This window comes from Acinetobacter rongchengensis (assembly GCF_003611475.1).
Taxonomy (GTDB): domain Bacteria; phylum Pseudomonadota; class Gammaproteobacteria; order Pseudomonadales; family Moraxellaceae; genus Acinetobacter; species Acinetobacter rongchengensis.
The window spans coordinates 1-5,221 of record NZ_RAXT01000100.1 but is presented as its reverse complement, the minus strand read 5'-3'; the positions used below and the strand labels follow the sequence as shown (position 1 = coordinate 5,221).

General features: G+C 36.2%; 6 protein-coding genes. 4 read left to right on the top strand and 2 right to left on the bottom strand.

Translation table 11 applies throughout. From position 1 onward, the window contains the following. The coding region (locus tag D7V20_RS18485; RefSeq protein WP_120385343.1) for a lipase secretion chaperone at positions 1-969 on the bottom strand (969 nt) is incomplete at its 3' end. Between the two features lie 137 nt (positions 970-1,106). On the opposite strand from D7V20_RS18485, the gene truB reads away from it, so the two are divergent. From truB to D7V20_RS18470, 3 genes are all read left to right on the top strand, one after another. After that, positions 1,107-2,012: a tRNA pseudouridine(55) synthase TruB gene (gene truB / locus D7V20_RS18480; protein WP_120385342.1), complete on the top strand. Its 906-nt coding sequence runs from the start codon at positions 1,107-1,109 to the stop codon at positions 2,010-2,012. Between the two features lie 14 nt (positions 2,013-2,026). Continuing rightward, complete coding sequence (locus D7V20_RS18475; RefSeq protein WP_120385341.1) at positions 2,027-2,794, top strand: sulfite exporter TauE/SafE family protein; 768 nt, start codon at positions 2,027-2,029, stop codon at positions 2,792-2,794. Positions 2,795-2,935: 141 nt separating this feature from the next. Further along, positions 2,936-3,397: a hemerythrin domain-containing protein gene (locus tag D7V20_RS18470; protein ID WP_120385340.1), complete on the top strand. Its 462-nt coding sequence runs from the start codon at positions 2,936-2,938 to the stop codon at positions 3,395-3,397. Positions 3,398-3,511: 114 nt separating this feature from the next. Here the strand turns inward: D7V20_RS18470 and D7V20_RS18465 are convergent, their stop codons facing one another. After that, positions 3,512-4,381, bottom strand: a complete 870-nt coding sequence (locus D7V20_RS18465; RefSeq protein ID WP_120385339.1) for an EamA family transporter — start codon at positions 4,379-4,381, stop codon at positions 3,512-3,514. A 189-nt stretch (positions 4,382-4,570) separates the two neighbouring features. Here D7V20_RS18465 and D7V20_RS18460 point away from each other — a divergent pair, with 189 nt between their 5' ends. Further along, the gene (locus D7V20_RS18460; RefSeq protein WP_171407862.1) at positions 4,571-5,056 is read left to right on the top strand and encodes a tetratricopeptide repeat protein; all 486 of its coding nucleotides are present in this window, start codon (positions 4,571-4,573) and stop codon (positions 5,054-5,056) included. The last annotated feature ends 165 nt before the right edge of the window (positions 5,057-5,221 follow it).

Below are 5,221 nucleotides of genomic sequence, written 5' to 3'. Positions count from 1 at the left end.
TTGGTTGCTAAACTGTTGTGATTTTAATTGTGAAATAGCGCTTTGTTTTGCAGCATCACTCATTGAGCTATTTATGATCGTGTCACGCTCAGCTAAATATTGATTGACTTTGTTTTTCCAATCGCTACGTTGTACATCCAGTTTTTCTAAGCGTTGAGTTGCTTCAGCACCGACTAAATTGGTGCGCATTTGATGTAATTCTTCGGCAGAACCGCCACGTGCTTTAATTTCTGAAGTGAGCTTTCTGAGGTCATCGAGTTGAGAAACTTGTTGTAAGTTTTCTTTCCAATCTTCAGGAAGTTGGTTAAATAGTTGCTTTAATTTTTCAGCTTTTTCAGATGCAGATAAATTCTGGTTGCCCATCACTTGCATGCGATCAACGGTGTATTGATCATAAATATCTTGTGTGCCAAATAAGCCTTGAATTTCATAATCAGAAAAGAACTTTTTTCTTAAACTCTGAGTATTGTCTACAATTTGCTGATAATACTTCGGACTGTCTTTCTCAGCTGTAGGCGGCTGTAGATCACCCAATTTACTACGGTAATCCACATAGCGTGCCCATAGGTCTGTTAATTGCGATAAAACAGGTTCTTTATAGCTGGCCTTGATATAAGCAAGGAAATCCACTTTGATTTGATCAAGCGTTTTTTCGCCATATTGGGTAATAAAATACTCAAAACAATCTTTGGTTTGTTCATTCACTATTAAATGATTTGAACGATCTACACGAATCTGACAATTAACTTGGGTGTCTTGTTGGCTTTTGCTGGAAAAGGACTGTGCTTGAGTTGTTGATAGCATTGTAGGCATAATTTGTCCTGCCTCTTGCTTAGCAAATTTTTCTGAAGATGTTTGTAGATCATCATTTGGCTGTTCTTGCGGTTTTAGCCAAAAAATAAAAGCAAACACCATCACAATAATTAAAATAATTGCTATCCATAGCAATTTTCTACTTGCTTCCTGCATGTAAGTCCTTTGATTTGTATTGTTTTTATGGTCAAAAAATAATCGGACATAAATATTTATTTTGCAAGAGATAAAATTGTAAAAATAGGTAAATGGATTTGTTAAAATAAGCACACATTGTTCCGATTAGATTCAATATGTCTACAAAATCGCCAAAAATCCAACGTCGTCATATTAGTGGCGTTTTTTTATTGAATAAACCCTTAGGAATCAGTTCGAACGCCGCGCTACAAAAAGTACGCTGGTTGTATCGTGCGCAGAAAGCTGGGCATACCGGTGCACTCGACCCACTTGCATCAGGTTTATTGCCAATCTGTTTAGGAGAGGCAACTAAATTTTCACACTATTTGCTTGATTCAACAAAACGTTATCTCACCACGATTCAGCTTGGGCATAGCACGACGACAGGCGATGTTGAAGGTGAGGTATTGTTAGAAAAAACAGTGCCTGTGCTCACAGACGATATGATTCAACGGGTGTTAGCGCAATTTCAAGGTGACATTCAACAAGTTCCACCAATGTATTCTGCATTAAAGAAAGAAGGTCGCCCTTTGTATGAGTTGGCGCGTAAAGGGATTGAGATTGAGCGTGAAGCTCGCCCGATCCACATCTATGCCATCCATTTAATTGAGTTTTCAGAAGATACAATAACTTTAGACGTGACCTGCTCTAAAGGCACTTATATCCGTGTATTGGGTGAGGATATTGCTCAAGCACTTGGAACCTATGGGCATTTGATCTATTTGCATCGAATTCAAACAGGGCATTTTGAGTTAGATCCGAGTTATACCATTGAATACTTGGAAAGTTTAACAGAACAACAACGTGAAGTCTTGTTGTTACCCGTTTATGCACCAATCGACCATTTCACCAAAATTCAAGTACCAGAAGGGCGTGGAGAATATTTTAGCCGTGGTATGGAAAGTAATATTGAGCATGAAGCTGATGCAGAAGTATTGGTATTTGATGGTGAAAAGTGCTTAGGGTTGGCTGAAATCACTGATAAAAAGCGTTTAGTGCCTAAACGTGTCTTAAATCTCTAATTTGAGTAAGTTGTATGGAACTGGAAATAGTTGTTAGCCTGATTTTCTTTGCTTTTTGTGCAGGAGCAATCGATGCAGCAGTTGGAGGAGGAGGCTTGATACAAATTCCAGCGTTGATGGGAGCCTTGCCTCATTATCCAACAGCAACGGTTTTTGGTACCAATAAGTTAGCTTCAATTTGTGGTACTGCATCAGCAGCATTTTCTTATTTAAGACAAGTTAAAATCCAGTGGAAGCTTTTGGCTGTTATTGCCGTGACTGCTTTTATTAGTTCTTTTGGTGGTGCGGCCTGTGTATCTCTGATTCCACAGGAAATTTTGCGTCCATTTGTATTGTTTATGTTGATCGTGATAGCGATTTATACCTTTTTTAAAAAGCAATTTGGACAAGTACATTTTCAGCAAGAAATCACCAATAAAATGTTATTAATCGCAGGTGCTGGTGGTTTGGCGATTGGTTTTTATGATGGAATTTTTGGGCCAGGAACAGGTAGCTTTTTTATTTTCTACTTTATCCGTTATTTAAAAGTTGATTTTTTACATGCATCGGCATTGTCTAAAATCGGTAATTTTATGACGAACTTTGCAGCGCTAAGCTTCTTTATTCCAACCGGACATGTGTTGTTCCAATTGGGCTTAATGATGGCTGTTGCCAATGTCTGTGGTTCATTGGTTGGGGTAAAAATGGCTTTGAAATACGGCAGTGGCTTTATTCGGATTTTATTCTTAATTTTAGTCAGTGTGTTAATTTGTCGTTTGGCTTACCAGATGTTTATGAGTTAAGGTCTTTGAGTGAGTAAGCGTTTCGATACAAAAAATTTCATTTAATGACGATGTTTACTGGATCACTCTTTTATGATGTTAAGCTGATTAAGTCAATTTTATTGAGTTTAATTGAGGGAATCATTATAAAGAGGGATTCAAATGGATATTTTTGAAGCATTAAAAGTGAGTCATGAAGTTCAACGAGATTTGTCAGGAAAATTGATTGAAACATCGGGTGATACTTCTGAGCGCCGTGAGATTTTTGCATTACTTAAAAATGAATTATTTGCGCATGCAGTAGCAGAAGATCGTTATTTTTATATTCCATTGATGATGACGGATTCAGGATTGAATATTACACGTCATGCACTTTCGGAACATCATGCAATGGATGAAATACTGGAGTCTCTCACTGAGACTGATTTTAGCCACTCTCGTTGGTTGGTTCTTGCAAAGAAATTATTTGAAACGGTGCATCATCATTTACAAGAAGAGGAACATCGATTTTTTCAACAAGCAGGTAAAATTTTGGACGACAATCAAAAGCGGATACTTGCAAAAAAGTATCAGGCTGAATATAAAAAATATAAGGCAAAACATAAAGATGTACTTATAGGTTAATACTAATAAATTTTGTATTTTAAATACTAGACGGTTAAAAAGATGGAATGTTCCATCTTTTTACGTATTTAAAGCATGAAAAATAAATGATCTAAAATATAATGGAATGACAAACTATAATGCATCAGGATCTTGTTTTGATCTAAAAGTCACACCTATAGAAGCGAGCATAATGCAGACTAAGGCAATACATTGCCACAAGCTAATCTGCTCTTTTAATAAGAAGAAACCTGCAATTGCTGCTAATGCTGGAGATAGACTTGAAAGTGTTCCATAGCTGAGTTTGCTTAAGCGTTTTAAAGCCATTAAATCCAATGCATAAGGAATAGCGGTGGCTAATAAGGCGATGAGTAAGGCTTTGCCCCAATATTCAGTTTTGAGTAATGCTTCTGGATGGTGTACAGCACTAATCGGTAACATCACTAGTGCTGAAAGAACGATGGCAATACTTAAAGCATGCATGCCAATATTTTGACGAACCACCTTTTGCCCATAATAGATATAGATTGCCCAACAAATCCCTGCACCTAAAGCAAAAGCTGCACCAAGATACGAAAAATTATGTGCAGTTGCATCTTGCCATGGCACCATCAGTGCAACACCAATAATGGCAAGCAAGACCCAAAGATAATCACTTCTTTGCTTAATAGAGAGTAATGCCAAGGTAAGTGGACCAAGGAACTCTAACCCGACTGCAATTCCCTGTGGTAATTTACCTAAGGATGCATAAAACAAGACATTCATTAAACATACAGAACCACTATAAAGTAATAAGTCTTTCCATCTTAAATAAGGCAGACGTTTAATGATTTTCCATGATCTAAACATGAGAACAATGAGAATAGCAGCAAAACACAATCTTAAAGTAACCACTGTAAGTGGATCTAAAACCTCAAAAAGCTGTTTAGCAAATGATGCGCTGATCTGATATGCAACCATGGATAAAACCATGAACAGCACGGCAGTAAGATGAGAGTTCTGCATAAGTATAAAAGTGTAATATTCTTACGAGATTTTATCATTAGTCGATCATAAAGCGACTATTTCTACAGTTTATATCGAAAGATAAAATATTTGCTTGGAGATTGGAAATTCTACGTTATGATGAAGAGAATAAATTATAGATACATCACATAAATTAAATTTTAAAAGATGTAAGTAGGGTGGTTAATGATGATGAATTTAGAAAGAATAGACCAAGCTTTACTCAAGCAAGCTGAGTCTGGAGATCCCGTTGCACAGTTTGAAGTGTCTATGCAACTACCGCCAGAGCACGAACAGCATATTTCATTACTGAAATCCGCAGCACAGAATGGTCATGAGCAAGCAATACTTTGTATGGTGATGCATGAGCGTCAACAACAAAATATTGATGGCACTTTATTTTGGTTAAATCAGGCAAAAGATTTAAATAATGCAAAAGCTTATTTTCTTTTGGCTGAAATTTTTAAAGTAGGTGAAGGGGTCTCGTTAGACTTACAACAGAGCCTTGAATACTATAAAAGTGCAGCAGATTTAGGTGATATTGATGCAGCTTTTGAATTATTTAAAATCTATAATGAAGGGATTGGAGTTAAAAAAGATAGAGAAATTGCTGAAAAATATCTAAATCTAGCAAAGCAAAACCAGCATATCGAAGCTGCGTCTATTGAGCTTTAATTAATAATGGCTTCGTTGTTTAAATAATGACAATGTATTGATTTTAAATGATTTGACCAAAGTCAGGCAACAATCAATGAAATCATATGTTTCATTATTTAAGTAACAAAGTGACTGAAAATAAACTCAAATTATTAATTTTTTTAATCATTTTCATTAGGTCTT

Bases quoted from the DNA above. Each gene is read 5' to 3' on its own strand.
- truB (WP_120385342.1), top strand. From the start codon at position 1,107: ATGTCTACAAAATCGCCAAAAATCCAACGTCGTCATATTAGTGGCGTT.
- D7V20_RS18475 (WP_120385341.1), top strand. From the start codon at position 2,027: ATGGAACTGGAAATAGTTGTTAGCCTGATTTTCTTTGCTTTTTGTGCA.
- D7V20_RS18470 (WP_120385340.1), top strand. From the start codon at position 2,936: ATGGATATTTTTGAAGCATTAAAAGTGAGTCATGAAGTTCAACGAGAT.
- D7V20_RS18465 (WP_120385339.1), bottom strand. From the start codon at position 4,381: ATGCAGAACTCTCATCTTACTGCCGTGCTGTTCATGGTTTTATCCATG.
- D7V20_RS18460 (WP_171407862.1), top strand. From the start codon at position 4,571: ATGATGAATTTAGAAAGAATAGACCAAGCTTTACTCAAGCAAGCTGAG.